The organism is Vibrio renipiscarius (assembly GCF_000827885.1).
In the GTDB taxonomy this organism is placed as follows: Bacteria; Pseudomonadota; Gammaproteobacteria; order Enterobacterales; family Vibrionaceae; genus Vibrio; species Vibrio renipiscarius.
The window spans coordinates 621,441-647,105 of record NZ_JTKH01000024.1 but is presented as its reverse complement, the minus strand read 5'-3'; the positions used below and the strand labels follow the sequence as shown (position 1 = coordinate 647,105).

At 46.1% G+C, this 25,665-nt stretch carries 24 protein-coding genes; 19 read left to right on the top strand and 5 right to left on the bottom strand.

Annotation, left to right across the window (positions count from 1 at the left end):
- Positions 1-555: 555 nt before the first annotated feature.
- Positions 556-1,986 (top strand): catalase, encoded by a 1,431-nt coding sequence (locus tag OJ16_RS16500; RefSeq protein ID WP_040992332.1) that lies wholly within the window; start codon positions 556-558, stop codon positions 1,984-1,986.
- Positions 1,987-2,054: 68 nt separating this feature from the next.
- Here OJ16_RS16500 and OJ16_RS16495 read toward each other — a convergent pair whose 3' ends face one another.
- On the bottom strand, positions 2,055-2,441 hold the full coding sequence (locus tag OJ16_RS16495; RefSeq protein ID WP_040992331.1) for a NirD/YgiW/YdeI family stress tolerance protein: 387 nt from the start codon (positions 2,439-2,441) through the stop codon (positions 2,055-2,057).
- 362 nt (positions 2,442-2,803) lie between these two features.
- Here OJ16_RS16495 and OJ16_RS16490 point away from each other — a divergent pair, with 362 nt between their 5' ends.
- The 7 genes from OJ16_RS16490 to OJ16_RS16460 all read left to right on the top strand — a co-directional run bounded on the left by OJ16_RS16490 (position 2,804) and on the right by OJ16_RS16460 (position 11,368).
- Positions 2,804-4,381 carry a phosphodiester glycosidase family protein gene (locus OJ16_RS16490; RefSeq protein WP_040992330.1) on the top strand — a complete coding sequence of 526 codons (1,578 nt, stop codon included), beginning with the start codon at positions 2,804-2,806 and terminating at the stop codon, positions 4,379-4,381.
- Positions 4,382-4,685: 304 nt separating this feature from the next.
- A complete protein-coding gene (locus tag OJ16_RS16485; RefSeq protein ID WP_040992329.1) occupies positions 4,686-4,946 on the top strand; it encodes a DUF4282 domain-containing protein in 261 nt (86 codons plus the stop codon).
- Positions 4,947-5,233: 287 nt separating this feature from the next.
- Positions 5,234-5,713, top strand: coding sequence for a GNAT family N-acetyltransferase (locus OJ16_RS16480; RefSeq protein WP_040992328.1), 480 nt, complete (start codon positions 5,234-5,236; stop codon positions 5,711-5,713).
- An 86-nt stretch (positions 5,714-5,799) separates the two neighbouring features.
- The gene (locus tag OJ16_RS16475) at positions 5,800-6,153 is read left to right on the top strand and encodes a DUF6404 family protein (protein ID WP_040992327.1); all 354 of its coding nucleotides are present in this window, start codon (positions 5,800-5,802) and stop codon (positions 6,151-6,153) included.
- A gap of 141 nt (positions 6,154-6,294) precedes the next feature.
- Positions 6,295-7,056, top strand: a complete 762-nt coding sequence (locus OJ16_RS16470; protein ID WP_040992744.1) for a RecX family transcriptional regulator — start codon at positions 6,295-6,297, stop codon at positions 7,054-7,056.
- A gap of 178 nt (positions 7,057-7,234) precedes the next feature.
- Positions 7,235-8,146 (top strand): BRCT domain-containing protein, encoded by a 912-nt coding sequence (locus OJ16_RS16465; RefSeq protein ID WP_040992743.1) that lies wholly within the window; start codon positions 7,235-7,237, stop codon positions 8,144-8,146.
- Positions 8,147-8,620: 474 nt separating this feature from the next.
- Complete coding sequence (locus tag OJ16_RS16460; RefSeq protein ID WP_052810384.1) at positions 8,621-11,368, top strand: glycoside hydrolase family 3 protein; 2,748 nt, start codon at positions 8,621-8,623, stop codon at positions 11,366-11,368.
- A 77-nt stretch (positions 11,369-11,445) separates the two neighbouring features.
- Here the strand turns inward: OJ16_RS16460 and nagA are convergent, their stop codons facing one another.
- Genes nagA through OJ16_RS16445 form a run of 3 tightly spaced genes read right to left on the bottom strand, consistent with a single transcriptional unit; the run spans position 11,446 to position 14,146 of the window.
- Positions 11,446-12,579: an N-acetylglucosamine-6-phosphate deacetylase gene (nagA, locus tag OJ16_RS16455; RefSeq protein WP_040992326.1), complete on the bottom strand. Its 1,134-nt coding sequence runs from the start codon at positions 12,577-12,579 to the stop codon at positions 11,446-11,448.
- 2 nt (positions 12,580-12,581) lie between these two features.
- Positions 12,582-13,463 carry an N-acetylmannosamine kinase gene (locus OJ16_RS16450; protein ID WP_040992325.1) on the bottom strand — a complete coding sequence of 294 codons (882 nt, stop codon included), beginning with the start codon at positions 13,461-13,463 and terminating at the stop codon, positions 12,582-12,584.
- Positions 13,463-14,146, bottom strand: coding sequence for a putative N-acetylmannosamine-6-phosphate 2-epimerase (locus OJ16_RS16445; RefSeq protein ID WP_372151327.1), 684 nt, complete (start codon positions 14,144-14,146; stop codon positions 13,463-13,465). Before OJ16_RS16445 ends, OJ16_RS16450 begins: the two co-directional genes overlap by 1 nt.
- Before the next feature lie 291 nt (positions 14,147-14,437).
- On the opposite strand from OJ16_RS16445, the gene OJ16_RS16440 reads away from it, so the two are divergent.
- The 7 genes from OJ16_RS16440 (at position 14,438) to OJ16_RS16410 (ending at position 21,714) form a co-directional block, all read left to right on the top strand.
- Positions 14,438-15,403 (top strand): sialic acid TRAP transporter substrate-binding protein SiaP, encoded by a 966-nt coding sequence (locus OJ16_RS16440; RefSeq protein WP_040992323.1) that lies wholly within the window; start codon positions 14,438-14,440, stop codon positions 15,401-15,403.
- Positions 15,404-15,469: 66 nt separating this feature from the next.
- Positions 15,470-15,988 carry a TRAP transporter small permease gene (locus tag OJ16_RS16435; RefSeq protein WP_173425024.1) on the top strand — a complete coding sequence of 173 codons (519 nt, stop codon included), beginning with the start codon at positions 15,470-15,472 and terminating at the stop codon, positions 15,986-15,988.
- A gap of 6 nt (positions 15,989-15,994) precedes the next feature.
- A complete protein-coding gene (locus OJ16_RS16430) occupies positions 15,995-17,278 on the top strand; it encodes a TRAP transporter large permease (RefSeq protein WP_040992321.1) in 1,284 nt (427 codons plus the stop codon).
- Positions 17,279-17,399: 121 nt separating this feature from the next.
- Positions 17,400-18,296 carry a dihydrodipicolinate synthase family protein gene (locus tag OJ16_RS16425; protein WP_040992320.1) on the top strand — a complete coding sequence of 299 codons (897 nt, stop codon included), beginning with the start codon at positions 17,400-17,402 and terminating at the stop codon, positions 18,294-18,296.
- A 186-nt stretch (positions 18,297-18,482) separates the two neighbouring features.
- Positions 18,483-19,316: a MurR/RpiR family transcriptional regulator gene (locus OJ16_RS16420; RefSeq protein WP_040992741.1), complete on the top strand. Its 834-nt coding sequence runs from the start codon at positions 18,483-18,485 to the stop codon at positions 19,314-19,316.
- 163 nt (positions 19,317-19,479) lie between these two features.
- Positions 19,480-20,631, top strand: coding sequence for an N-acetylneuraminate epimerase (locus OJ16_RS16415; protein ID WP_040992319.1), 1,152 nt, complete (start codon positions 19,480-19,482; stop codon positions 20,629-20,631).
- Between the two features lie 3 nt (positions 20,632-20,634).
- Positions 20,635-21,714, top strand: coding sequence for a YjhT family mutarotase (locus OJ16_RS16410; protein ID WP_040992318.1), 1,080 nt, complete (start codon positions 20,635-20,637; stop codon positions 21,712-21,714).
- A gap of 115 nt (positions 21,715-21,829) precedes the next feature.
- Here OJ16_RS16410 and OJ16_RS16405 read toward each other — a convergent pair whose 3' ends face one another.
- Positions 21,830-22,720, bottom strand: a complete 891-nt coding sequence (locus tag OJ16_RS16405) for a LysR family transcriptional regulator (RefSeq protein WP_040992317.1) — start codon at positions 22,718-22,720, stop codon at positions 21,830-21,832.
- 143 nt (positions 22,721-22,863) lie between these two features.
- Here OJ16_RS16405 and OJ16_RS16400 point away from each other — a divergent pair, with 143 nt between their 5' ends.
- The 4 genes from OJ16_RS16400 to prpB all read left to right on the top strand — a co-directional run bounded on the left by OJ16_RS16400 (position 22,864) and on the right by prpB (position 25,583).
- The gene (locus tag OJ16_RS16400; protein WP_040992316.1) at positions 22,864-23,169 is read left to right on the top strand and encodes a monooxygenase; all 306 of its coding nucleotides are present in this window, start codon (positions 22,864-22,866) and stop codon (positions 23,167-23,169) included.
- Positions 23,170-23,264: 95 nt separating this feature from the next.
- Positions 23,265-23,642: a hypothetical protein gene (locus tag OJ16_RS16395; RefSeq protein ID WP_040992315.1), complete on the top strand. Its 378-nt coding sequence runs from the start codon at positions 23,265-23,267 to the stop codon at positions 23,640-23,642.
- A 246-nt stretch (positions 23,643-23,888) separates the two neighbouring features.
- Complete coding sequence (locus tag OJ16_RS16390) at positions 23,889-24,602, top strand: GntR family transcriptional regulator (RefSeq protein WP_040992314.1); 714 nt, start codon at positions 23,889-23,891, stop codon at positions 24,600-24,602.
- Positions 24,603-24,665: 63 nt separating this feature from the next.
- On the top strand, positions 24,666-25,583 hold the full coding sequence (prpB, locus tag OJ16_RS16385) for a methylisocitrate lyase (RefSeq protein ID WP_040992313.1): 918 nt from the start codon (positions 24,666-24,668) through the stop codon (positions 25,581-25,583).
- The last annotated feature ends 82 nt before the right edge of the window (positions 25,584-25,665 follow it).

Genomic DNA, 25,665 nt, shown 5'->3' with positions numbered 1-25,665 from the left:
ATTGACAAGTGCGTTATTTTTGAGCGAAGTAGGGGCGTGCCTCGGCATAAAATGATGAAAATTGAGAGGGATAAGAGTTTTTTGTCGTGATGGATGAAAAATTTAATCTGAGTATTTACTCAATTATTTAACAGATCACAAAATGAATAGTCATTTTGTCTTATGGTATGAAGTCATACGAAACATAGTCGTTTATTGGTGCCATATTAGGAATAAGGACCGATAAATCCCATCATTCTGTTGAATGATAAAATAGTGTTTCGGATGCTTGGCTTTTATGAAGAAATGGATGAGTTCGACAGTCACTGCACTCCTATACCTGCTTATCGCGACGAATACATGAGACCTTGTCTCACTTGCTGTTTTTATGGCGCTGGTGAATATTATTTACCTCGCCCGATACTTGTTTTAACAATTGGTTAAACCATAGTGAAAACCTATTGAATTAATAAGTAAAAGCGGTTTTATAAACGTGACTTTTCGCTCTAATCTGCTTATCAAAATAAGGCTCAAGCCAATAATACATCCGATGATCATTTCTGGAAGGAAGATACGATGAGTAAGAAATTAACCACTGCTGCTGGTTGTCCGGTTGCCCATAACCAAAATGTAATGACCGCTGGCCCACGCGGCCCACAATTGCTTCAAGATGTTTGGTTTTTGGAAAAACTGGCACATTTTGACCGTGAAGTGATCCCTGAGCGTCGTATGCACGCCAAAGGGTCAGGTGCTTACGGTACTTTTACGGTCACTCACGACATTAGCCAATTCAGCCGTGCGAAAATCTTTTCTGAAATCGGCAAAAAAACGGAAATGTTTGCGCGTTTTACCACCGTTGCTGGTGAACGCGGTGCGGCGGATGCCGAGCGTGATATCCGCGGCTTTGCGCTAAAATTCTACACAGAAGAAGGCAACTGGGACTTGGTTGGTAACAACACACCCGTTTTCTTCCTGCGCGACCCACTAAAATTCCCGGACCTTAACCATGCGGTTAAGCGTGATCCGCGCACCAATATGCGCAGCTCAACCAACAACTGGGATTTTTGGACATCATTGCCAGAAGCTTTCCACCAAGTCACCATCGTGATGAGTGATCGTGGTATCCCCGCGTCTTACCGTCACATGCATGGTTTTGGTAGCCACACGTTTAGTTTCATCAACGCGAATAACGAGCGTTACTGGGTTAAATTCCACTTTAAAACTCAGCAAGGCATCAAAAATATTACCGACCAAGAAGCAGAGAGCATCTGTGGTAAAGATCGTGAAAGTCATCACCGTGACTTGTATGAAGCGATTGAAGGTAAAGACTTCCCTAAATGGAAAATGTACGTACAGATCATGCCAGAGCTTGAAGCCGACGAAGTGAGCTTCAACCCGTTTGATTTGACTCGCGTATGGTCACAAAAAGATTACCCATTGATCCCTGTGGGTGAATTCGAGCTAAACCGTAATCCTGAAAACTTCTTTGCAGAAGTCGAGCAGTCAGCATTTAACCCTGCTGCCGTGGTTCCTGGCATCAGTTTCTCTCCAGACAAAATGTTGCAAGGTCGTTTGTTTGCTTATGGCGACGCTCAGCGCTACCGTTTGGGTGTTAATCATCACCAAATTCCGGTTAACGCGCCACGTTGCCCAGTACACAGCTACCACCGCGATGGTGCAATGCGTGTTGATAGCAACTTTGGTTCAACGATTGGTTACGAGCCAAACTCGCAACAAGAGTGGGCAGAACAGCCAGATTTCTCTGAGCCGCCACTACGTATCAATGGTCAAGGTGCGAACTATGACCACCGTGTTGATGAAGATTACTTTAGCCAAGCGGGTGATTTGTTCCGTCTAATGACGGCAGAGCAACAACAAGTGTTGTTTGATAACACCGCTCGCGCAATGGACGGTGTGCCGGCGTTCATCAAGCAGCGTCACATTGACCACGCTTACCAAGCGGACGAAGCGTATGGTGAAGGCTTGAAACTCGCGCTTGGCATGTAATGCGAAGCAGATAACTTCTGAATAAACGAAAAGGCGCTAATAGCGCCTTTTTTCTGTTTTAGGATGACTTACAAAACTCGCAGCGTATCCACATCAATTTTTGTATCAACTTTAGTGCCTGACTTCTCTTTATCAATTTCACCGATCAGCTGCACTTTTGTTTCAGGCGTCGCCGTTTGGTTTAACCATTTGTCGTGATCGATTTCAACGGTGATTTCGCCTGTTGCATCGGTAAAGAGATACATTTCACCACCCAGCGAAGCCTTGATATTACCGGTTAGCGTGACCGGCATGTCATCATTAAATACGTCAGCACTAAGGACTTGTTGAACCGTTGAGATGGTTTGAGTTGGGCCTTTAAAACCAGAAGCGTTTTGTGCCGTGTTAAAACCTTGTGCAAACGCAGAGGTTGAAGCCGCAAGAGCAAGAGTTGTAATCAGTAGTTTCGTTTTCATTATTATTTTCTATTGTGTGTTGAGGTTGGTGCCAATATAGCGCGGCATAACTGAATAGAAGATGAATGATGTTGTTATCTTCCATTTATGTTGCCTTTGGTACCAATAATGTCAGCCAAAGAAGAGTAATCATTCATATTTAAGAAGCGAGATGTTTCGTGCTTGTTTAAGTGTTTGATTTCTATGTGATGAGGGGGGCGGAGTGGGTTCTATTAAGTGAACTAACATTAGATGCACTAAAACTTAGAGGTTGCTTCACATTTAATGAGTCACATGCTGAAAGCGTGTGAGTTTTCGCACAGACACTATAATTCTCCGCTTATACACTTATTTTCATCCGTGAAATAAAAGAGATGAAAATAATGAAAAAAACGCTACTTGCCGTGCTTATTTCTAGCACTGCATTTGGAGCTTATGCTGCGCAGTGGAATGTACCCGATTTAGGCATTGGCGGCTCTGAGTTACCTCAAACCGTCGAGCACCAATCGCTTGTTAAAGGTGTTGACTATTATGATATTAAACGCGGATCTTCTCAGGCCGAAGAATTCCTACTCTCAAGTGGCATCTTGAATGAGGTAACCATTAAGGATTACTCATCAAAATTAGAAGACCTGAAACTTCAATACACGCTTGAAGCCGCGCCCGAAGCGGCGCCTAATGGTCAAGCCATGGGGAAAATCCTTCGTTTGAGAGGCTTCGAATCGTCTGATGCCGCGGCAGAGCAAGCTAAGGCATTGAAAGCGCATGGACTGAACTTTTCACCAAGATTTTCTGCACAAGACGGCTATAACACCAAAGGCCCATTCGACATTAGCGTGTTGCGCGTTGATTTGAACCAATACCAAGGCAAAGTCGCCAGTATTCTTGCCAACGATAAAATTACCACGGCTGAAACCGTATCAAGTATGGCCGAGCGCAATCAAGCGTTAGCCGCCATCAATGGGGGCTTCTTTGCTTTTAACGACCAAGTGGGTGATTTGGGCGCGCCTGCTGGATTGTATGTAAAAGATGGGCAATTGCTGCGAGAGGCGGCGAATCAGCGACCAGTTCTGATCATCGATAACTCAGGTCTGCACTCTAAAGTGTCGATTGGCAATTCCGTTACGACGGAAGTTCAGCTTAACCTCAACGGAAATATCGTTCGAATTGATGGGATTAACCGCAAACCCGGCGTGATCCTCAATTGTGGTGGTTTCGGTGATACACCGTCTACTGAGGCGATCCATGACTTCGTCTGTACTGATGATAGCGAAATCATCATTTACAATTCTGCTTATGCAGCAAAAACTCCGCAAGGTGAAGGCCAAGAGATCGTCATTGACTCTAACGGCAAAGTGATCGAAATGTTCACTCAGCGTGGCAGTGTGATTAATGCTGGTTTTAGCTACGTGCAATTGACCGGTGATTCTGCGCTGGACGTGAAGCTTGGCGATAAGCTCACCCTTACGAGCAAAGTCGTGGTTGATGGTGAAGAGGTTCAATTACGTAAAGGCGTTTCCATGCTCAACGCGGGCCCAAGTCTTGTCACCAATTTCGCGATTGATATTGCTTCGCGTAATACGCAAGGTTTTAACCCTTACCCATCAACGGGCGATCATGCCGGCTCTCAAGATGATGATGGCCTAGGCGTTAGCGGAGCGATGGAAAACCGTGAAGGGTTTTACAATGGATGGGTACTGCGTCGTCACCCGCGCACAGCACTTGGTGTGACCGACAATAACATCTTGTACGCTGCGGTCGTGTATGGCCGTGCGCCAACTGAAACGGAAGGTGCAAGCATTACTGATGTTGCGGTCGTCATGGAAGCTCTGGGTACTAAGAATGCCATCAACCTTGATGGTGGTGGTTCATCGATGATGGTGATCGACGGTCAACGAACCGGTTCTTCATCTGATGCCAATGAAAGGGAAGTCTCTGACGCGATTATCTTTACTCGCTAAAGTCTGTTCAAAATAGATAGTGAAGCGCCTTCGGGCGCTTTTTTCTTATTGCCATCAATCGATTGGGCATTCGTGCTTATCACTCATCTACTCAGGATATTATGTCGGCCTCTGGCTTAGTTATACTCTGATTGAAAATGAAAAATGCGGCGTTATTCTAATTTATTTATCAATTAAATCAATCGTGTACACTAGATGTGGTCAGTTGTTGTGAATTGGAATATAACATTGCTCGTAATTATTCTGTTGATTACAAACCGGCTTTTTAGCTTGTTATCTTTAACTATTGATGGAAGTTGTAGAAATGAAAAGTGTTTTCTTTTTTGATTCAATGTTAACGCCGAAAATCATTACTATCGTGTATTGGTTGTTATTGGTCGCTGTTCTTATTTCAGGTTTATCCACCATGTTTGCAGGTTACCAACCTAATATTCTAGCTGGATTAGCGATGATTGTTGGTGGTGCAATTGGTGCAAGAATCTGGTGTGAACTTATGATTGTGCTATTTAAGATTAATGAAAATCTTCAAAAAATGGCTAACAAATCAGATGTAGAAAAGAACTGATCTTTTCTAATGGAATAGAAAGAAAAATCGTATTATGTAGCAATAATACGATTTTTGGCCTGCCATCCCGCTTTTAGGGCGGCTCAACGAGTCGATTACCACTTTGCAGTCATCTCTCTCACTGATGTAAAAACGATTAAAAATCCAAGATTCACAAAGTTAACTCATTACCTGCTTCTGGCCTCCTTTATCATTCTCTTTCTGCTCATCCAAATTCATCTCATCGGTGGACTGGAGACGTGCTAGCATAAGATCGAAGGTGTCGTTCACAGTAGAGAGAAGAATTGATGAAAATAGTGACGGTCGATAGTAGTAATAAACAGGCCTATGCAAATCTATACCAAGGTTATGCGGCCGAATTTTCCAAGATCATTGATGATAAGCCAGATGAAAATGGCTTGTTTGAGATATACCCTAAAATTGCCAACAACGTGACGGGATACTTACTCTATCTTGAGGGAATCCCAGCGGCCCTTACTGCGATAGAAGAAAAATCCCCACATGAATTTGAGATTTGTGATTTCTATGTTGTGCCATACTTTCGTAAAAACAAAGTTGGAAAACAGTTCATCTCCACTCTTTTTGAGCGTCTAAAGGGCTCATGGGAAATTAAACAAGTTGCCGGAGCCGATCATGCGGTTAAATTTTGGCGGGACGTTGTGAGTGACTACACGTCTGGAGATTATGCTGAAGATCAATACCAGGATGATAAATGGGGTTTAGTCACTAGACAGTGTTTTGACCATACCCAGCTGCCGAATAAGTAAGTGCTGGGGCGTTGCCGGCACGTACGCTTTTGTACTAGCTGGTGACTGAGCGGTTCGCGTCAACATGGAAGTTAAGGAGTCAGCGTATGGATTATGAAACCAAGCTAAAATTGGCCCATCAAGAGTTGAGTCATAAAGGCGTTTGGCCATCCAATTTCAATCCACCAATGGCGAAATTATTGCGTAGTATCGGTTTACGCTTTCCTCCGCCGTACTACCAAACATTTCTGAATAATTGTTTTATTTCTATGATGATTTTTGCGCCGATTTGGGGCTTGATCAGCTGGTTTATGACGTGGCGCGCGGAAGGTAAACCGGTGCTTGAAGCGGTCTATATGGCATTAATTGGCGGTCTTTTATTTGGGCTATGCATGGCCATTTTTTACTTCATCAGACGTAAACAGCTAAAGCTGACAGACTGGCGCTCTTTGGGCCAATAATCAGAATATATCTTTGGTTAAGAGAGTCGCCAGAAAAACATAAGATTAGTGTAAACTCGTTAATGCATTTCCTGACAACGAGGCCAAAGCGTGCATCCTGAAGAAAACCGAGTGAAAAAAGCCACACGTATTGAAAGCGTCATGAACTCCGCGTTGTGGCATTTAGGTCAAAAAGATCTGACGGAAAGTGAGCTACTGTCTAAACTCCGCGTTAAAACCGATAATGAAGAATGGATCGCCGATACGTTAGAGAAGCTGCGTGGTTTTGGTTATCTGAAATCCGATAATGAGTTTGCTGAAAAATTCGCTGAGCGTGCATATTTTAATGAATACGGCAGTGGGTACATTTTAGAAAAACTCAAAAAGAAAGGGTTGGACGACACGGTAATTCGCGCCGCGGTGGCAAAGGTAAAAGATGAACTGCGTATTGATGAGCAGACGATTTTGAACGACCGAGTCAACGGTTACTACCAAGCGTTCAATATGAGTAAAGAAAAGCTTGTCGCCACTTTGCAAAAAAGAGGCTTTAGCTACGCTCAAGTCAATGAAGCGATTAAACAGCATCCTTGTTTTCCTCAATTGCAAACCAACCTTGAGATCAAAGCGGAAAAAGCCGATCTAGAAAAAGAAGTACTGAAATACGCCCGTAAAGGGAAGGGGATGACCGTGATTCGCCAAGAATTGCGTCAACGCAAGATCGATATTACTGACCTTGATGCCCTCGTTGAGAAGCTAGCCAATTCAGAGCAGATTGATTTTTACAGCAGCTGTTTAGAGCAATTAGAGAAAAAATCTTACGACTTAAGCGTGCATAAAGAGCGCAGCAAAGCGTATGCAATGCTAAGCCGCAAAGGGTTTTCGTCGGAAGAGATTCAATTCGCCATCAGTGAACTGACGTCATAAATAACTCGTTTATGGGTAGCTTATTTACAGTCTTTAGATTGGGTATGTAAAAATCATTTCAATTAAACAGAACGACAAACTGTTAGCTTTGTTGCAAATGCCATTAAATCTAATTGATACGTTTAAAGTCCTGCGTTAATAGTTATGCATTGTGTTTACTATTGATGGGGTTTTTGAGATGACGACAGAATTGGAAGCTACTTTGGATTGCAATGGGCAGCCATTCAATATTTCATTTAACTATAAAAAAAATAAAGCCAAAGCGATTTTAACTCTTAAAGGAATACTTGATGGTATCCATGCCGATAAATGTCTGACCGATCTAGAAGAAGTGTATTTGAGGGCATGGAAAGATAACGATGCCTTCGATCTGAAAGATGGTGATTTTGTAGATATTCATGAACAAATTGAAGACATATTGGAAGATGGCGTTATCACTACATCAGAGTTAGAAGATATACAGGAAATGCTGCAAGACGTATTGACGTATGGGCAAATCGACGATTTCGGTTATGAAGGAACGGTGAATCATTTACTCGGCTTTTTGAGTGGAATAAGTGCCGACGACACACTATGTGATACTGAAATAGAAAAACTAACCTCTTTACTGAACAAAGATGAAAATCTAATTAGTAAATGGCCAGCGAATGCGATAAAGAAACGTTTAGACACGATATTAGCTGATGGGATTGTTGATGAGGAAGAGCGTAAAGATTTATTGAGCTTAATTAAGGCTATATCAGGGCAGTCGCTTTTAGAAACTGGTCTTGCCTATGGTATGTCTGCTGATTTTTCAACAACACATGATGGTCGTATTTGTCTGAATGGTAAAAAAATCTGTTTCACAGGAAAATTTCTAAGTGGATCAAGAAAAGCTCAAGAGCAAAAAGCTATCGAGCAAGGTGTAGAGGTCAAGAAAAATGTCGCTAAAGGATTAGATATTCTAGTTCTCGGGGCTGTTGCGAGTAGAGATTGGCGATTTATGAGCTACGGTAGGAAGATTGAGTCTGTGTTAACGTTTCGAGAAGAAGGTCATAAAATAGAGATCATAAATGAAGAATTGTGGGATGCGCTTACATTCCTTGCTTAGTTCTTTTGTCTGTATAACCCTCATGGATATCCCCCCTCACACACAAAAAGGCGCTCTTCATGAGCGCCTTCTTCATATCCAGTAAAGTGATCAAAGGAAATATCGATGCGTAGGATTCGAGCAACCTCAAGGTCGTCGATGCTCTCGAAATTGGCGCGTAATCCAATCCATCATTCAAGATAATCCATTAGCCGAAGGGGAATGCCTTCGAGTTTTTCGTTGGTTGGATTGCCGATAAACGGTTGCAGGCAAGGAGCGCTTTCTTATCTTGTAGTGTGTACCCATTTAGCCCTAAAAGAGATTGGTTCTAGGCTAATTTCTTTTTGTGTTTTCCCTGCATATACCAAGAAATTTCAGTCGCCTCTACGTGAATAGGCGTTCGCATCATTAATATGTGCATTGTGGCTTATGATTTCATCACTCTAAGCTACACTTAACTTTATGGAAAAAGTAAACATAGTTAAGGATTACAGGGTGATACAAAATATTAATGCAATTTCCCTTTTCGCTGTCATATTCGGCGTATTGTTTACTATTCCCAACGCTCATTCCGCAGATGAAAACACCATCATCGATAATGGTGGCGCGGGCTCGTCGTCATTGCCCTATTTTCAAGATTGGCCATCGCTTGATAGCGCCATTATTAAAGAGGCGCACATTGAGGCGCGCATCGCTGAGTTAGTCCAACAGATGACATTAGGCGAAAAAGTTGGGCAAATGGTGATGCCTGAATACCGTCAAATGACCCCTCAGGAAGCGAAGCAATACAAAATAGGCTCGGTACTCAATGGCGGCGGTGGTTGGCCGAATGAAAATAAAACTGCCACGGCAAGTGATTGGGCCCTTCAATCCGACCAATATTGGCTTGCGCTTGATGAAGCGTACGCGGGGAGAGGTTTCCGTATTCCATTTATGTGGGCAACCGATGCCGTTCATGGCCACAATAATGTGTATGGCGCGACGATTTTCCCACACAATATCGGTCTTGGTGCGGCCAATAATCCAGAGTTAATTCAAAAGATTGGTGAAATTACCGCGATAGAAGTGGCTGCAACGGGCATCGATCTTACGTTTGCCCCAACGGTTGCTATCCCTCGCGATTATCGCTGGGGAAGAGTGTATGAAGGGTATTCAGAATCGCCTGAGATCACCTATCAATATGCCAAATCGATAGTCACGGGTTTACAAGGTAATCAAAAGCAACTTCGTTCCGAAGCTAAAGTTATCGCGACGGTAAAACACTGGGTAGGGGATGGCGGCACAGATAAAGGGATAGACAGGGGGATTAACCATTCAAGTGAAGATAACTTGCGTAACATCCACGCGATGGGGTACTTCTCTGCAATAGAAGCGGGGGCTCAAGTGGTGATGACCTCATTCAATTCTTGGCAACAACCTCAATCTGATAGAGCGGAAGGGGGAAAGGCTGAAAAAGGCAAATTACACGGTAGCCGTTACCTCATCACCGAGGTACTCAAAAATAAAATGGGTTTTGATGGCATTGTGGTCACCGATTGGAATGGGCATGGCGAGGTGAAAGGTTGCAGCAACGCTGACTGCCCAGCCGCGGTGAATGCGGGTAATGATCTTTTCATGGTGACTGATAATAGTGATTGGAAAGCATTTTATCGTAATGTCATTCAGAGCGTTCGCTTGGGAGAGATCCCGATGGCGCGCATTGACGATGCCGTGACACGAATATTAAGAGTCAAAATGCGTGCGGGTCTTTGGCAAAAACCACGGCCCTCTTATCGCCAGTTCGCAGGTGAACAATCGCAACTGGGATCCACTCAACATCGCTCAGTGGCGCGTCAAGCCGTGAGTGAATCACTGGTATTACTTAAAAATGACCAACAAATTTTACCATTAGAGCAGAAAAATCAGAGTTTTTTGGTGGTTGGCAGCGCGGCGAATGATCTGCAAAAACAAAGTGGCGGTTGGACGCTGACTTGGCAAGGCAACGAAAATAAGCGCGGTGACTATGCGCATGGAATGACGGTGTTTGAAGCGTTTGTCAATCAAGTGGGGACTAAACGAGTATTTAACGATCCGAGTACGGCGCCGATGGATGCCATCGCCATTGTTGTCATGGGCGAAGATCCCTACGCGGAGATGTTTGGTGATATTAAATCCCATCAAACATTGTCTTACTCTGAACGAAAGCAGAGTTATGCCCAAGATCTTATTTTGCTCACGGATCTCAAGGAAAAGGGCTTTAAGGTGGTGACGTTACTATTCTCGGGGCGGCCACTGTATGTTAATCCGGAACTGAACCAGTCTGATGCCTTTGTTGCCGCCTGGCTACCAGGTACGGAAGGCGGTGGTATTACAGATGTACTGTTTGGCGTTAACGATGTCGATTTTCGCGGTAAATTGTCATTCTCATGGCCTTCGACCAAATGTATGATGAATGTGAATCGCCGCGCGTTACATATTCCAAATTATACGATTGCGAGTACGGAAAAAGAGATACTTCACCATAAGCCGCTCTTTAATTATGGGTATGGTTTGAGTTATCAATCACCGCAAAATGCTTACTTAAATGCCACGTTGAGCCATACGTTTAACCATGAAATAGAATTGGACAATAGGCAATGGGGCTGTGGTGAAGAGCAAAGAAAGCCGTTGCCAGAGCACAATTTAGATATTTATGGTCGCCTTGCTGACAATGTCTTTGTGCCTAAAATTAGCGGCCATATAAACAACTGGAAAGAAACGTTTGTTTCTCGTTCTCAGCTGTTAACAATAGGCTCGGCTAGCACAGTGCCCATCAACTATCTTCACCAACAAGACGCGCTATCAGTGACTTTAGGTGACCAACTTCCGATGCAGTTTTATCTGCAGACCCCCGATAAGATAGGGGTCGATCTTCGTCACTATTTAGTCGCCGATTCCACCCTGCAATTTGATATATCCGTAAAAAGCCCTGTGCCGGAATCGTTAAAACTGGCCGCGCACTGCGTTTATCCATGTGGAGCAGTTGCATCCATTCAAGAGCCGATGCAAAAGGCGTTGATGAATGCCGATAAGGAGTGGATACGCATAAAAGTGCCGCTGAGATGTTTAGAGGAAAAGGGGGTCGATTTCTCGAACGTGAACACACCATTTTTACTCTATTCAGATGAGCCGTTTGAGTTTGATATCGGTGAAGTGCGGTTAGTGCCTAAATCGTTAGATAACGGAAAAGGGCACTTACAGTGTGAGATTTTTAACCCAATATAACGGCTTAAATCGAACCGACTAAAAAGGCGCTCATAATGAGCGCCTTCTTCATATCCATTAAAAAACATAAACTCGGCTTACAACAACTGGCCATCCACCAATACCGCTTGTGATTGATAGTCGTTAGAGAGTACCGTTGCTGCGGCGCGGCAGCCCGGTTTTAGCTGGCCTAATTGAGTTAGGTTCATCGCTTGGGCAGGATAGGTTGAAGCCATTCGCAGCGCTTCTGCTTCATCGATGCCCCATGCAATCACATTGGCGACTGATTCATCCATTCCGATGTGTGCGCCCGCTAAGCGACCTTCGCTGTTGACCAGTTTATTATCGATCACCTCGATAACTTGCCCATCAAGTTCAAAACGATTGGTTTCACTGCCTAATGTGGCCATCGCGTCGGTGACGATCAAAAGCTTACCCGCAGGTTTTACCTTTTGCGCCAGCATCACATTGTTTGGGTGTACATGAATACCGTCTGTAATGATGGAGCACCAAGCATGGTCAGTGTGCAGCGCAGTACCAATCACACCGGGTTCTCGCCCTTCAAATGCTGACATGGCATTGAAAAGGTGCGTAAAGCCATCAATGCGGCTGAGTTTGCGAGGGGTTAATTGCGCAGCAGTCGCATTACTGTGGCCGCAAGAGAGGGTTACGCCTTGTTGCTGTAGCCAATCGAGCGTTTCATCGCTCATGTGCTCCACCGCTGCCGTAACCAATACTTTGGCCTGTTTTGGCCAAGGGAAATCAGCCAGATCATGGATGGTTGGGGAATAAAATAGCTCGGCGTTATGTGCGCCTTTTTTCTCTCTGCTCAGCCATGGGCCTTCCAGATGCACGCCAATCACGCCCGGTACCTGTGCTTCAATCGCTTGTTCGGTGGCGGTTAATGCTTGGCTAATGTCTTGCGGGGTAGAGCTGATCAGCGTTGGCAATAGGTACGCGGTGCCATGTTTGCGGTGGGCGCGACAAATGGTATCAATCGCGCTGGCGCTGATGTCGCTGTTAAACATCACATCGCCACCACCGTTAACTTGTAAATCAATAAAGCCCGGTGCAATTAAGGCATCGGCATAATGCTGATGCTCAATGTCGCTAGGCAATTCGGCAATCGGCAGGATCGCTTCAATCACATCGTTATTCCAAATGAGTGCGGCATCGCGATGGTAATGAGTTCCATCAAAAAGACGTGCAGCAGAAATGGCTTTCATTCCCATAATCAGTCCTTATTAAATTGGAAAGCAGCGCCGAGCAAGCAGGCATCATAATCACCTTGAGCGGCAATGATCGGCACTTGGAATGCGGTTGGACGCTGAGCAATGTGCTCCACAACGCGCGATAAATAGCCGTTCGCTAAGCCTACTCCGCCGCCTAATACGATGACATCCAAATCGAGGGTGGCTTTCAGGTTGCAGCACAGAGTCGCAATGGCCTGCGCACTGGCTTGAATAATCGCTTCGGCTTTCGGTTCATCGAGGGCGCGCTCAAATAGTTCAACATTGCTGATTGGCGGGTGAAACACCTCGCGACTGCAGTGTTGAATTGCGGTGCCAGAAGCGATGGCTTCCACGCAGCCGACTTGGCCACAGCCACACTGCGGGCCGTTAGGATCTATTGAGAAGTGACCGACATGACCGGCAAGGCCGGTGACACCACTGTGCAACTTACCATCAATAATGATACCGCTGCCCACACCGGTGGAAACGGTGATAAACGCCATATTACGCGCAGGTTGAGGTAGTTTGACATACTCATACCAAGCCGCGGCTTGAGCATCATTGAGCATGGCTACCGGTTTGTTGGTGAGGCTTTCAAGTGCCGCAGCTAGGGGAAATGGTGCAGGGAAGGCGAGGGTATCAGGGTTAATGGCCGAGATGCCTTTTTCGGTAACCAGTCCGGTGGTCGAAATGCCAACTTGTGTTGCACGATTAAGCCAATCTGCGGCGTGTTCGAGGATCATTGCGGCAAATTGGCTTGCATCTTTCACTGTTGGAGTTGGAAACTGACGACGTTCAACAATGGCGTCACCGTCTACCAAACCAATTGCGATTTTTGTTCCGCCGATATCAATTGCCAGTGTGTTTTTCGTCAGTATCGACATTAACGCTCTCCTACTGCTTGAGTCGCGGAATTAAACCAATCAATCATCACTTCTAAACGAGTCAGTGCTGAACCGACGGTCACTGCGACGGCACCATGGGCGATCGCTTGAGCGGCGAGTTCAGGGGTGTTGTAACGCCCTTCAGCCATAGTAAAGAATCCCGCTTGAGAAAACTGTTTCACCAGTTGCAAATCTGGTTCGGTTGGCTCTTCTCCGCCCACGTAACCCGACAAAGTAGAGCCAATAATATCCACCCCCACTTCGTTGGCCCAAAGACCATCTTCAAAGTTTGAGCAGTCCGCCATGGCAAAGCAGCCACTTTCTTGGATCGCTTTGGCTATCACATCACGGCTTTCTGGGCGCTCACGATTGGTGCCATCAAAAGCGATGATGGTCGCGCCTGCTTCAGCCAGTGAAGCAACATCACAAAGGTAAGGGGTAATGCGAACAGGACTGTCCGCTAAATCACGTTTCACAATCGCAATAATTGGTAAATTAACGGCACGTGAAACGGCTGCAACGTTGGCAACGCCTTCAATGCGCAGTGCTTTTGCTCCTGCTTGTTCTGCCGCTTGTGCCATCGCGACGATGAATTCGGTTTTTTCGAGTGGACTGTCTGGCACTGGTTGAATCGAGACGACAGTTTGACCTTGGAGTTGTTCTTTTAACTGTTTGATATTTATATTTTTTGTTCTCACGTTTGGCCTCTCAATAAGACATTTCACAGCGGATTAATAGTGACTTAAAATCCATCACATTCGTCGCGATAAGGTGTAGGAATCATATCTCTGGCGAATTTTTGTCCGCGATCACATTTCAATAAAAGTTGGTTTGAAAATAATCTTCATCGCAATGATAATCCATAACGAAGATTTTTTTCAAACAAAATAAAAACTTTTTTCAAATACGTGAAACTTGGTCAATAAAAGCCTTGGACGAGAAAAACCGAGGCCAAAAAACAATAAGGGAACACTATGAAAGCCATGAACAAGATTACTTTCGCTATGCTTGCTTTAGGTTGTGCTGTCTCTGCTCAAGCGGCGACAACACTTAAGATGGGTATGCAGCCTTCTGTTGGTTCCGTGGAATACACGTCAGCGAAGATGCTGGCCGACACCATTGAAGAACTCAGCAATGGTGAAATGAAAGTGGCACTTTACCCAAGCGCACAATTGGGTGATGACCGTGCGATGCTGCAACAGCTTTCGATGGGTGATTTGGATATCACTTACGCAGAGTTTGGCCGCATGGGTTTATGGATCCCACGTGCTGAGGCGGTTATGTTGCCTTACGTCGTGCGTGATTTTGCCCACCTACAACGTATTTTTAATTCCGATTTTGGCCAAGATATCCGTGGCGAAATGTTAACCAAGTTTAACTGGCGCGCATTGGATACTTGGTACAACGGCACACGCGAAACCTCTTCTAACCGTCCACTTAACAGCATTGAAGACTTTAAAGGTCTGAAGCTGCGCGTACCGAATGCTAAAGCGAATTTGAACTTTGCCAAACTGTCTGGCGCGTCACCAACCCCAATGGCGTTCTCTGAAGTGTACCTAGCACTGCAAACCAATGCGGTTGATGGCCAAGAAAACCCATTGCCAGCGATCAAAACCATGAAGTTCTATGAAGTGCAGGCCAATCTTGCGATGACCAATCACATCGTGAACGACCAAATGGTAATCATCTCTGAAACCACATGGCAAGGTCTGAATCAAGTGCAACGTGACATTGTCACTAAAGCAGTCGCAAAAGCAGGCGAAGCACACACAGCCTTTGTTGAGAAACAAGAAGCTGAGCTGATTTCTTACTTTGAAGCAGAAGGCGTAACCGTGACTTACCCAGAGCTTGCACCGTTCCGTGAAGCAATGCAGCCATTGTACTCAGAGTTTGAAGAACAGGTGGGTCAGCCAGTAGTCAAGCAGCTTGCAGCAATGTAAGCGTTGTTACTCACGTTTGATCTTAAGTTAAGTGTCAATTTCTAGGCTGGTCGAGACTGGCCAGCCGTGGAGTTCAAAATGATACGTAAGATAATCGACAATATTGAAGAAATCATCACCGTGCCACTTATGGCGGCATTGTTAGTGGTATTGACTTGGCAGATTGGTAGCCGCTGGTTATTGAACGATCCGTCGTTATGGAGTGAAGAGCTTGCCAGAGTGTTGTTCATGTACATGTGCATGATTGGTTGTGCAATGGCGTTGAAACGTGGCTCGCACGTAAACATCACTTTTTTCTCCGATAAATTGCCAGAGAAAACCCGTTTAGCTTTAGTGCTGTCACTGGAATTTGCCGTTCTTCTTTCTATTTTCGCCATTGTTTATCTCGGCTACCAACACGTACAGCGCACCGCCTTTTTTGAATTGATCACACTCGGCGTATCAAGCAGCTGGCAAACTTACGCACTGCCGATTGGTGGGCTGTTTATGGTGTTTAGACAAGTACAAAAGATGGTTGGCATCGCAAAGCAGTTTTCGACCAGTAGTAATGAATCTGCATCTGATTCACAGATGGCTGAGAGGTAATCGATCATGGCAACTTCAATTTTTGGCTGGTTAGGTCTGCTGTTTGCAGGGATGCCAGTAGGATTCTCGCTTATTTTTGTCGCACTGATTTTCTTATTGGTGACTGGCAGCCCGGGCATCAACTTTGCCGCTCAGCAAATGATCACCGGTGTTGATAACTTTACGCTACTGTCTGTACCGTTTTTCGTTCTAACTGGGCATTTGATGAACAGTGCGGGGATTACAGAACGCATCTTTAACTTTGCTAAATCAATGATGGGTCATATCACGGGCAGTCTTGGTCACGTGAACATCATGGCAAGTCTCCTATTCTCTGGCATGTCTGGATCGGCGCTGGCGGATGCGGGCGGTTTAGGTCAGTTAGAAATTAAATCGATGCGTGATGCAAAATACGATGATGACTTTGCTGGCGGTCTAACGGCGGCATCTTGCATAATTGGTCCACTGGTACCACCTTCAATCCCTTTAGTTATCTACGGTGTGGTGTCGGGTACGTCAATCGGTGCTCTGTTCTTGGCGGGTGCCATTCCGGGCTTGATGTGCTGTATCGCGCTGATGGTGATGAGCTACTACATCTGTAAAAAACGCGGCTACATGGTGTTGCCTCGTGCAACGGGTCGTGAGCGTTTGATTGCTTTTAAAGAAGCGTTCCTATCGCTATTGACGCCAATCATCATTATCGGCGGTATCTTTTCAGGCAAATTCACCCCAACAGAAGCGGCGGCGGTTTCTTCTCTTTACGCTTTGTTCTTAGGCACTGTGGTTTACAAACAGCTTACGCTTGAAAGTTTCATCGACATCCTAAAAGAAACCGTGAACAACACCGCCGTTGTGGCATTGATGGTAATGGGCGTAACGGTATTTGGTTGGATTGTTGCCCGTGAACAGCTCCCACAAATGCTGGCGGATTTCTTCTTAACCATCAGTGACAACCCGCTTGTGCTGTTGCTACTGATCAACTTACTGCTGTTGTTCTTGGGGACGTTTATCGAGTCACTTGCACTGCTACTACTGTTGGTGCCATTCCTTGTGCCAGTGGCGGTTTCAGTGGGTATTGACCCTGTTCACTTTGGTGTTATGGCTATCTTGAACCTGATGATCGGTATCTTAACGCCACCGATGGGCATGGCGCTGTATGTGGTGTCGCGTGTTGGTGACATTCCATTCCACGTGCTTACTCGTGGTGTGTTGCCACTGCTTGTGCCGCTGTTCATCGTGTTGGCGCTGGTGGCGGTATTCCCTCAATTCACTCTGCTGTTGCCTGAGATTTTCCTTGGCTACGGTCAATAACAACGATTCTACTCCTGACTCATTGATGTTGCAGGCGACACCGCTGCAACGCCAAGTGGCCGGGGATAACTTGTATGGTGATGAGCCGGACGCACCGGCTCTAACTCTCTAGGATATAAAAATGAAAAAACTAACTGGTCTTATTGCGGCTCCACATACTCCATTTGATATCAACAACAAAGTCAATTTTGGCGCGATTGACCAAATTGCCGAAGTCTTGATTGCACAAGGCGTAAAAGGTGCTTACGTGTGTGGCACTACTGGTGAAGGTATCCACTGTTCAGTGGAAGAGCGTAAAGCGATTGCTGAGCGCTGGGTAAAAGCGGCGGATGGCAAACTGGATCTGATTTTACACACGGGCGCACTGAGTATTGTCGATGCTGTTGAGCTTACTGAGCACGCAGAAACGTTGGATATCTTAGCCACCTCTGCGATTGGTCCTTGTTTCTTCAAACCAGGCTCGGTAGATGATTTGGTGGAATATTGCGCGCAAATCGCAGCCGCTGCGCCGTCAAAAGGCTTTTACTACTACCACTCTGGTATGTCTGGGGTGAATCTTGACCTTGAGCAGTTCCTTATCAAAGGTGGCGAGCGCATTGAAAACCTATCGGGCGCGAAGTTCAACAATGTTGACCTGTATGAATACCAACGTTGCGTTCGCGTTGCTAATGGTAAATACGATATTCCTTTTGGTGTGGATGAGTTCCTACCTGCTGGCCTAGCGGTGGGCGCGGTAGGCGCTGTGGGTAGTACTTATAACTACGCAGCACCACTGTACTTAGAAATTATTGAAGCCTTTAACCGTGGCGACCAAGCAAAAGTGACGGCGTTGATGGACAAAGTGATCGCCATTATCCGCGTATTGGTTGAATACGGCGGCGTTGCGGCAGGTAAAGTGGCAATGCAATTGCACGGTATTGATGCGGGTAACCCACGCACGCCAATTCGTTCACTGACCGATGCGCAAAAAGCGGATGTGTTAGCGAAAATGCGCGATGCGGGGTTCATGAACCTGTAATCGGTAGAAAGCAGAGCGTTACGCGAATAGCCGAGTAAATCTCTAATTGCGTCGCAGCATGTAAGAATAATTGACTTACATGCTGCCTTTTAGAGCAAATCGGAGCAATTAATTCGTGGTGGATGTGTCAAAGTGACCATCACTTTGTTACTTTTAGCGGTCAAAACAAGCATAGAAGAGGCACCTGTGAATACGCCTAAAAATTTGTTGGTTCGATTGCGTTCAAATATAGAACCGCTGAGTAAGAAATTACGCCAAGTCGCGGACTATATCCTAGAAAATGCCAATGACGTTCAATACCAAACGATCACCGATTTGGCGCGTAATACCGAAACAAGTGAAGCCACTGTTGTGCGCTTGTGTCGAGATATGGGCTACAAAGGCTATTCTGATTTTCGTATGGCTCTGGCGGTCGGTTTGTCGCAGAACCAAGTGCGTCAGCCGCAAGAGTCTGATGGCGATATTTGTGAAGTGTCTGCGCAAAGTGCGTCGGCCAGTTTGCTCGATACTGCGCAACTGATCGATCGTAAGGCGCTTAAACGTATTTGTGATTTGGTGCATAACGCGAGCTTTATTAGCTGTGTTGGCGTGGGCGCTTCGAGCATTGTCGGTCGTTATCTTGCGTTTCGTTTATTACGAATCGGCAAGAAAGTCACCATGTACGAGGACACGCATCTTGCGGCAATGAATGCGGTAAGAAGCCAATCGGGGGATTTATGGTTTGCCGTATCAAGCTCAGGCTCGACGCGTGAAGTGATTCATGCTGCGACACAAGCTCATACACGTAAAGTACCCGTGGTGGCGTTGACGAATATCAGCCATAGTCCTCTGAGCGCCATTTGTTCAGAGATGTTAGTCGCAGCAAGACCGGAAGGGCCATTAACCGGTGGTGCATTTGCGTCGAAAGTGGGGGCATTGTTGCTGGTGGATGTGTTGGTCAACAGCTTGTTAGATGCGCACCCAGAGTACTCTGAATCGGTACTCGAAACGGCAGAAGTGGTTGTTCCGCTACTGAAGTAACCGTCAAATTTATTTAGCCTGCCAAAGAGCGGGCTTTATTTTGCTTTTTATGTGGAGAAAAAAATCTTCTAAACGTGTGGTTGTGGAAAATATTTTTGTTAACGCGAGTGTTGCCCCGGAAATCAGGGAGAAACAATCCGCTCATAATAAGGAAATCAATAACATGAAACCATTAACCCCTGTACTACTCACACTACCTTTGCTTGCTGCTTTTTCCGCAGCTTCTTATGCCAATCAAACTTGGCCTGATCTACCCAACGGCGTGAAAAACGGTGTTGGTGCGCAAATAGAGTCCAAGATTTATGTTGGGCTTGGGTCAATGGGCACTCAATTTTATATGCTTGATCTGCAGCAACTGGATAAAGGTTGGCAGCCACAAGCGGACTTTTCTGGCCCGGCACGTGATGGCGCGACCGCAAGCGTGATTAACGATGACATCTATATTTTTGGTGGTTCAGGCAAAGCGGACAGCAAGGCTGCTTCCCCGATTATTTTCGAAACGGTTTATCGCTTCGATACCGATGCCAATGCGTGGTCGCAAGTCAATACCAAGGCCCCTGTCGGGCTACTCGGCGCCGCTTCCTATTCACCAGACAATCAACAGATCGTTTTCTTTGGTGGTTACAACAAGGGATTGTTTGACCAATACCTGCATGACGTGATCACCACCGATAAAAAGGCGACGCCAGAACAATGGCAGAAGATCGTCGGCGATTTTATGGGCATGAAGCCGGTTGATTACCAATGGAATCGACAAGTGCTGAGCTACAATCCAAGCTCGAATCAGTGGCAAGATCTTGGTGCTTCGCCGTATTTGCCAAACTGCGGAGCGGCTTTAGTGGTGGACGAGCAAAATGCGTTGATCATCAGTGGTGAAATCAAACCCGGCCTGCGCACGGCAGAAGTGAAATCGTATCAATTTGGTGAAAGCCAGCCGTGGATAAGTGAGCACCCACTACCAACACCAGAGTCTCAGTTGCAGCAAGAAGGAGTCGCGGGGGCCTTTGCTGGCACCAGCAATGGCGTCGTACTTGTTGCGGGCGGGGCGAACTTCCATGGCGCTAAATTGGCCTTTGATAAAGGCAACATGTTTGCTCACAACGGCTTAGCGAAAGCCTTCAATTCAGAAACCTACGTGTTCAATCAAGGTGCGTGGCAACAAGATAAAAACCTGACCGAGCCGCTTGCGTATGGCTTGTCCTTTACCGTGAACGATGGCGTGTTGCTGGTTGGCGGTGAGAAACCAGATAGTTCGGCCAGTACCAAAGTCACCAAGTTAACTTGGAATGGTCAGCATGTAGAACAACAGGATTAATCAATGAAAATTCAGTTCACACAGTTAGCGGCGTTGCCTGCTGGATTGAAAAACGGCGTGGGATTTAGCGACATCGCAACCTCTGAGAAGAGCATCGAGGTCATTTATGCTGGGCTTGGCAGCTTAGGCCAGCAGTGGCTATCGTTTGATATGGACGGTGGCTCAGATTGGCAAGCCAAAGCGCCGTTTCCCGGTGTGGCGCGTAATGATGCCGTGTGCATTCCAGTCGAGGGTGGCTGTTATGTTTTCTCTGGTGCTGGTGTCGCGGAAGGTGGCCATTACACGACCGTTCTGGATGATGGTTATTACTACGATTGCCAACAAGACAGTTGGCAACAAGTGGCAGTGACGACTCCGGTTGGATTGCTTGGTGGTGCTGGTTTCGCTCTCGATCGTGATAACTTGGCCTTTGTCGGTGGCTACAACAAGCGGGTTTTCGATGGGTTGATGGCGCAGCTGAATGAGCCGTTAATTGCCAATGATGCCGATGCGAAACAAGCGTGTTTAGTGCAGTTCATGTCTCAAGCGATTGATGACTATCAATGGAACGACAAAGTTTATGGCTATCAACTGAGTACCCAGCAATGGCGCGTTATCGGCGATAGTCCTTTCCAAGCGAACTGTGGTGCTGGCGTCTTCCGCCATGGTGATCGCTTAACCTTAGTGGAAGGGGAAGTGAAGCCGGGTCTGCGCAGCTTACATAGCAAGCAATTGCAGTTTAAAGAGGGCAAAGTGGTGGAGTCGATGTACTTACCATCGATTCATGAACTTCACCCAAGCCATGAAGGTGTGGCAGGGGCGTATTGTGGAGAACTGAATGGTCAATGGATCGTCGCCGGCGGCGCATTTTTCATTGGTAGCCAACAAAAATACCAGCAAGGGCAGTGGTATAGCCATCAAGGACTGAGCAAAACCTTCGATAGTAAGGTTTGGTGCTTCGATGGCGCACAATGGCAGCACATTGCTGATTTACCGCAAGGCTGTGCTTATGGTGTCGCAATGACGACCAAACAAGGCATGGTGTTTGTCGGTGGTGAATCTGCGCAAGGTGAAGCACTTACGGAGTGTTATCTCGCTCGGTAGTCAAGTTACATACACTGTGTAGCTGTAATGTATAGCTGCAACTTTGTAGTAACGAATCCAAAGAGAGCCGTCGGGCTCTCTTTTTTTATGCTGGCGTATGTTAGCGAAAACCAATCTAGGTTCTTGATGGCGTTTGTTGCAACAGTTGCTGGTAGAAGGCGTGAGCGGCTGGGCCTGTTTTGGCCCCTTTTGGTAGCGTGATGTGCAATGCGACCTGATACCGCTCCGACTGCTCTAAATTAATCACTTTTATTTTCTCGCTGTTGCGATGCTCAACCACATGTTGTGGGAGGCGACAAAAGCCGACGCCTTGCTCAACAGCGCGAAAGGCGTGATCAAAGTTATCTACTGTGATGCGCTGGCGAGATTTCAACCAACCCACATCACGCTTATTCGCTGAACTATCACCCAAATCACGCACCACGATCTGGCACGTGGTCGCTAAATCCGCCAAGCAGAGCGAGGCTTTACTGGCCAGTGGATGATGGCTGGCAATGACCGGCACCATGGTGGTGGTACCAAAGGCTTCGGCAGGGTAGTTGGTGATCGGCAAATTGATAATGGCGATATCGGCTTGTTCTGTCACCACCATTTCGGTGGTTTTGCTTAGTGAAGTTTCTATTACCTGAATGGAGGTTGCGCTATTGGCGACCAAAAATTGCTGCATCGGTTGATAGAGCCAGTTTGGATCGCACAAGTGGTCAATGGCGACGGTAATTTGTGACTCTACACCGCTACTGAGTTGTTGGCTGATCATTTCTAACTCACGCGCTTGTTCAAGCATTGAATGGGCGCGGCGCAGTAAGGTTTTACCATGGTCGGTTAACACTGCGCGGCGACCTTGTACCGCCACGAGCTCAATTCCCAACTGCTCTTCCAGCTTTCGCACGGCATAAATCAAGGTGGTGTGGCTTTTATTCAGCGTGACGGCGGCGGCTTGAATACTGCCAGCCTGGTCGATTTGATGCAGCGTTTGCCACTGCTCTAAAGTGGTTTTGAGTCTCATTGGTCAGTTTTTTAGACAGGTAATGGCAAAATTATGAACTTTTTTGTCAGTTTTATAAAGGTAATAATCGCTCTATCGAAATACGTGAGCGACTTGTTGTGGCTCAGCCCAATACAATATTTGAAAATATAGGATGAGTAGAGATGGCAAAATTACTGCAAGTTGATTTTGATTTTCAAGGCCCATTTGGTGAAGAGATGGTGCAGGCAATGACAGGACTCGCAGAGTCGATTAACCAAGAACCGGGTATTATTTGGAAGATCTGGACGCAAAGTGAGAAAGAGCAACTGGGTGGCGGTCTCTATTTGTTTGAAGATCAAGCCTCAGCTCAGCGTTACTTAGAGATGCACTCTGCACGTTTGCAACAAATGGGCATTAGTAATATTCGAGGCGTTATCTTTGATATTAATCAACCGCTTAGCGAGATAAATCGCGCGCCGTTAGCGTAATGAACCCTGCTCAATTCACACTGTAAATCAAATCGTTGCTGACAAACGAAAAAGTCGATGAACTTTCTGTCAGCAACTTAATAAGAAATATGAAGATGAACAATAAAACTTTTCTAACACTTCACGGTGCTATTTACACCACATTCGCTTTCGCTCTGTTTTTCATCCCTAGCCTTATGTGGCCAGTGTATGGCGTTGAAATTAACGATCAGTATGCGTATTTTCTTTCTCAGCATACCTCAATCTTTTTAGGTGGCATTGCTGCTATTAGCTTAATGATGCGCAATATTGACTCAGCCCAAGCGATGCACCAACTGCTCAAAGCGCTACTGGTGACCAACCTACTTGGTGTGGTGATCACAACTTACGCGGGTGTGACGGGTATTTTTGTCGGCTTTGGTTGGAGCGACCCTGCCTTCTTTGCGGTATTGAGTGTGGTGACATTCTTACAATACAGAAAGAGTCGTGATTAATTTGTCGCTCGCCGCTTACTCAAAATAGCGCGCTAAGCTCTGTTTCAGCCCTACTGATGCCATGTCAGTAGGGCTTTTTTATGTCTATTCCAGAATAACAACGAGGTTATACCTTAGTCTAAATTGTCGACAATCTTCTTGATTGTCGCCGTTTGGATAGTCTACTTTGTATTCAAGTTAACGAATTGTTGACACTTTGTGTATTGTGGCCGATTCGCAATACCATGAGTCAATTGAGTATTAAATATGAATATTGAAGTCAATCCGTCCCATTTAAACACGGACAAAGAGGGCAGTAAGTCTGTCACGCTCACCGCATCGCTGGTGGAGTCGCTGGTGGAAGCGATTGTCAGTGGTCAAATTGCCGCCGGCAGCAAAATTTCTGAGCCTGAACTGGCTAAATATTATCAAGTGAGCCGTGGGCCATTGCGAGAAGCCATCATGCGCCTTGAAGGACTCGGATTGATTGAGCGTGCCGCTCATGTTGGGGCGCGAGTCATTACCTTAAGCCCAGAAAAGTTAGTTGAGTTGTACGCAGTGCGTGAGGCGTTAGAAGGGATGGCGGCACGGTTAGCCGCGCGCCATATTCAGCAACCAGAGATTTTGGCCTTGGAGCTTTTGTTAACCAAGCATGCGAACCATATTGATGAAGTCGAAGGCGCTTCTTACTTTCATCAACACGGTGACTTTGACTTCCATTACCGCATTATTAAAGCCAGCCGCAATCAAAAGCTCATCACCTTGCTGTGCGACGAGCTTTATCACCAACTGCGTATGTATCGCTTCCAATCTCCACGTTCACAGTCGCGACCAAAAGAGGCGCTCAACGAACATAAATTCATTTTACAAGCGATCCGAGATCGCGATGAGGAGCTGGCAGAAATGCTGATGCGCCGCCATATCTCTGGCAGCCGAAAATTAATCGAACAACAAGTATCGCTTACTGAAATCTCTTGCTGAACATGCCTAGGCGAACCGCTACTCGCCTGACCGCCATCGGTATCGACCAATAAGGACATTGATATGAACTTGTCACCCGGAGCGAAGTTTCGACTCGCCGTAGAAAATAATCATCCATTACAAATTGTCGGCACCATCAATCCCTATTGCGCCATGATGGCGAAAAATATTGGTCATCAAGCGATCTATCTTTCGGGTGGGGGCATCGCCAATGCCTCATACGGTTTGCCTGATCTCGGCATTACCACTTTAAACGATGTGCTGGTGGATGTGGAACGCATTACTAATGCGTGTGACTTGCCGTTACTGGTCGATATTGATACCGGATTTGGTGGCGCATTCAATATTGCGCGCACGATTAAGGCGATGGAAAAAGCCGGTGTTGCTGCGGTTCATATGGAAGATCAAGTGGCCCAAAAGCGTTGTGGACATCGCCCTAATAAAGCCATTGTGAGTAAGCAAGAAATGGTCGACCGCATTAAAGCCGCCATCGATGCTCGTAGTGACGCCAGCTTCGTGATTATGGCGCGTACCGATGCCTTGGCAGTAGAGGGAATTGAGGGCGCGATTCAACGAGCGATAGCCTATGTTCAAGCGGGCGCAGACATGATTTTCCCTGAAGCAATTAATGGGCTTGAGCAGTATGAGCAATTCTCTCATGCGCTCACTGAAGCGTGCGGTAAGCATGTGCCTATTTTGGCAAACATCACGGAATTTGGCCAAACCCCACTGTACGGCGGCGAAGATTTGGCCAAAGCCAAGGTGGATATGGTGCTTTACCCATTAAGCGCCTTTCGCGCTATGAACAAGGCGGCGGAAATGGTTTACAGCCATTTACTTGAAGTGGGCAATCAAGAAGCGTTATTGAGTTCGATGCAAACGCGTAAAGAACTCTACGCGCACCTCGATTATCACGCCTATGAAGATAAGCTCGACAGTCTGTTTTCGCGAGAGGATGAAGTTGCTTCAAAGGCGAAGTAACCACTTACTTAATACCGTCTTTCCCAATAAAAATCAGGCTAATCAATAAATAGTTACTCAACAAATAACTATTCAATAAATA